This window comes from Variovorax sp. WDL1 (assembly GCF_001541225.1).
GTDB lineage: Bacteria > Pseudomonadota > Gammaproteobacteria > Burkholderiales > Burkholderiaceae_C > Variovorax.
The window spans coordinates 1-2957 of sequence record NZ_LMTS01000226.1 but is presented as its reverse complement, the minus strand read 5'-3'; the positions used below and the strand labels follow the sequence as shown (position 1 = coordinate 2957).

Annotated in this window: 2 protein-coding genes; both read left to right on the top strand. The window is 69.6% G+C overall.

Annotated features, from left to right (window positions below; translation table 11 throughout):
- Positions 1-1569: hypothetical protein (locus tag APY03_RS42765; RefSeq protein ID WP_068681934.1), on the top strand; the 1569-nt coding region annotated here is incomplete at its 5' end.
- A 93-nt stretch (positions 1570-1662) separates the two neighbouring features.
- The gene (locus tag APY03_RS27630; RefSeq protein WP_068681932.1) at positions 1663-2841 is read left to right on the top strand and encodes an acyl-CoA dehydrogenase family protein; all 1179 of its coding nucleotides are present in this window, start codon (positions 1663-1665) and stop codon (positions 2839-2841) included.
- Positions 2842-2957: the final 116 nt, after the last annotated feature.

Here is a 2957-nt window from a genome sequence, read left to right as displayed (position 1 = left end):
CCGCCCACCCGCCCTGCCGCCTGGGGCGCGCCCGAAGCGCTGGTCGCGCCCTCCTCCTTCTCCGGCGTCCACGGCCTGGCGATCGACCGCCAGGGCCGCCTGCTCGCCGGCACGGTGGTCGGCAGCCAGCTGTGGCAAGTCGACCGCGGCACCGGCGCCGCGCGCGTGCTGATCGATGCGCCCGACGGCCAGGCCGACGACATCGCGGTCGGCCCCCGGGGCGAGCTCGCCTGGACGAACTACCTGACGGGCATGGTGCGCCTGCGCGAGCACGACGGTGCGCCGATGCGCGTGCTCGCCAAGGACCTGCCCGGCATCAACTCGCTCGATTTCGACCGCAGGAACGGCAAGCTCTACGCCTCGCAGGTCTTCCTCGGCGATGCGCTGTGGGAGATCGACGTCGCCGGCCAGAAGCCGCCGCGCCTGATCAAGAAGGACATGGGCGGCTTCAACGGCTTCGAGGTGGGGCCGGACGGCCTCCTCTACGGCCCGCTGTGGTTCAAGGGCCAGGTGGCGAAGATCGACCCGGCCGACGGCCGGCTCACGGTGATCGCCGAAGGCTTCCAGGTGCCGGCCGCGGCCAACCTCGACGGCAAGGGCAACCTGTGGGTGGTCGACGCGCGCAGCGGCGAACTGGTGCGCGTCGAGCTCGCCAGCGGGCGCAAGACGGTGGCGAAGCAGTTCAAGCCCTCGATCGACAACCTCGCGATCGCGCCCGAGGGAACGATCTACGTCTCGAACATGGCCGACAACTCGGTCGAGGCCTTCGAGCCGGAAACCGGCACCTCGCGCCTGCTGACCGGTGGCCCGCTGGCGGTGCCGGCCGGCCTCAAGATCGACGGCGATACGCTCTTCGTGGCCGACATCTTCGGCTTTCGCCAGGTCGATGTGAAGACCGGCGCGGTGCGCGACATCTTCCGCATGCAGCGCGACCCGGAACTCGAGTACCCCTTCGGCGTGGGGCTGTCGGCCTCGCAGATCGCGCTGTCCTCCTGGTTCACCGGATCGGTGCAGCTGGTGGATCGCAGGACGCTCAAGACCACGGCCGTGCTGCACGGCCTGAAGGCGCCGGTGGATGCGATCCCGATGTCCGACGGCAGCCTGCTCTATGCCGACATCGCCACCGGCAGCGTGACCCGTGCGAGCGGCCCGAAGTTCGAGACCCGCCAACTGGTCGCCAGCGGCCTGGGCGGGCCGGTGCAGATGGTGATGGGTCGCGATGGCGCGCTCTACCTGACCGAGGCCGCGGGCAAGCTCACGCGCATCCCGCTCGATGCAAGCGCCCCGCTGCGCGTCGTCGCCAACGGCCTGGAGCTGCCCGAAGGCCTGGCCCAGACGCCCTGGGGCAGCTTCATCGTCGCGGAGAGTGCGGCGCGGCGGCTGGTGGAGATCGACCCCGCGAACGGCACGCGCCGCACGGTCGCCGAGAACCTGCCGATCGGCCTGCCCGGCGGCCCGGGCCTGCCGCCGTCCTATGTGCCGACCGGCGTGGCGGTGGGCGCCGACGGCACCATCTACCTCTCGGCCGACCGCAACAACGGGCTCTACCGGATCCGGCCGCAGCGCTGATCGCCCGCCCCCATCGTTGAGCCGAGGAGCCACGCCCCGCACCCGTAGCCAATTGGCGCAAGCGGCGCGCCGGCGGCGCGCCTAGAGTGGGGCATGGAGTACACCCACGAACACCTCGAGATCCAGAAGACGCTGCGCCGCTTCATCGACGAGGAGATCAACCCGCATGTGGACGAGTGGGAGGCGGCAGAGAGCTTCCCCGCGCATGCGGTGTTCGCGCGGCTCGGCGCGCTGGGCCTGCTGGGGCTCAACAAGCCCGAGGCCTACGGCGGCGCCGGCCTCGACTACTCCTACGCGATGGCGATGGCCGAGGCACTCGGCCATGTGCGCTGCGGCGGCGTCCCGATGGCCATCGGCGTGCAGACCGACATGTGCACGCCTGCGTTGGCGCGCTTTGGCAGCGATGCGCTCAAGCGCGAATTCCTGGCCCCCGCGATCGCTGGCCAGACCGTGGGCTGCATCGGCGTCAGCGAGCCCGGCGCCGGCAGCGACGTGGCCGGGCTGAAGAGCCGCGCGCGCAAGGATGGGGGCGACTACCTCATCAGCGGCCAGAAGATGTGGATCACCAACAGCCTGCAGGCCGACTGGATGTGCATGCTGGTGAACACCGGGGACGGGACGGGCGAAGCGGACGGCAGTCCTCACCGCAACAAGTCGCTGGTGATCGTGCCGATGGACAGCCCCGGCATCGAGCGCGCGAAGAAGATCCGCAAGATCGGCATGCATTCGAGCGACACCGGCCTGATCTTTTTCGACGAGGTGCGGGTGCCGCAGCGCTACCGCATCGGCGAAGAGGGGCAAGGCTTCCTCTACCAGATGCAGCAGTTCCAGGAAGAGCGCCTGTGGTGCGCCGCCAGCTCGCTCGAGCCGATGGAGGACTGCATCCGCGAGACCATCGAATGGGCGCAGCAGCGCCGCCTCTTCGGCGGCACGCTGGCCGACCAGCAGTGGGTGCAGTTCAAGCTGGCCGAGCTGCAGACCGAGGTGGAGGCCCTGCGTGCCCTGACCTACCGCGCCTGCGACCTGCACGTGGCGGGCGAGGACGTGACCGCACTGGCCTCGATGGCCAAGCTCAAGTGCGGGCGCCTCACACGGGAGGTGGCGGATACCTGCCTGCAGTTCTGGGGAGGCATGGGGTTTACCTGGGAGAACCGGGTTTCTCGCCTTTATCGGGACGGGCGGCTGGCTTCGATCGGGGGAGGAGCCGATGAGGTGATGCTGGGGATCGTGGCGAAGACGATGGGGATTGCGAAGCGGCGTCTGCGCGATTGACTTTGCTTTTTGGGGAAGGTTGGAGTGTGGGCACTCGGTTCGTCTGAGTGCGCGTGATTGCATGCGGTGCGCTTTGGTTGAGGCTGGAGCCGGGGCGTCGTCCCGGCAGCCGAGTC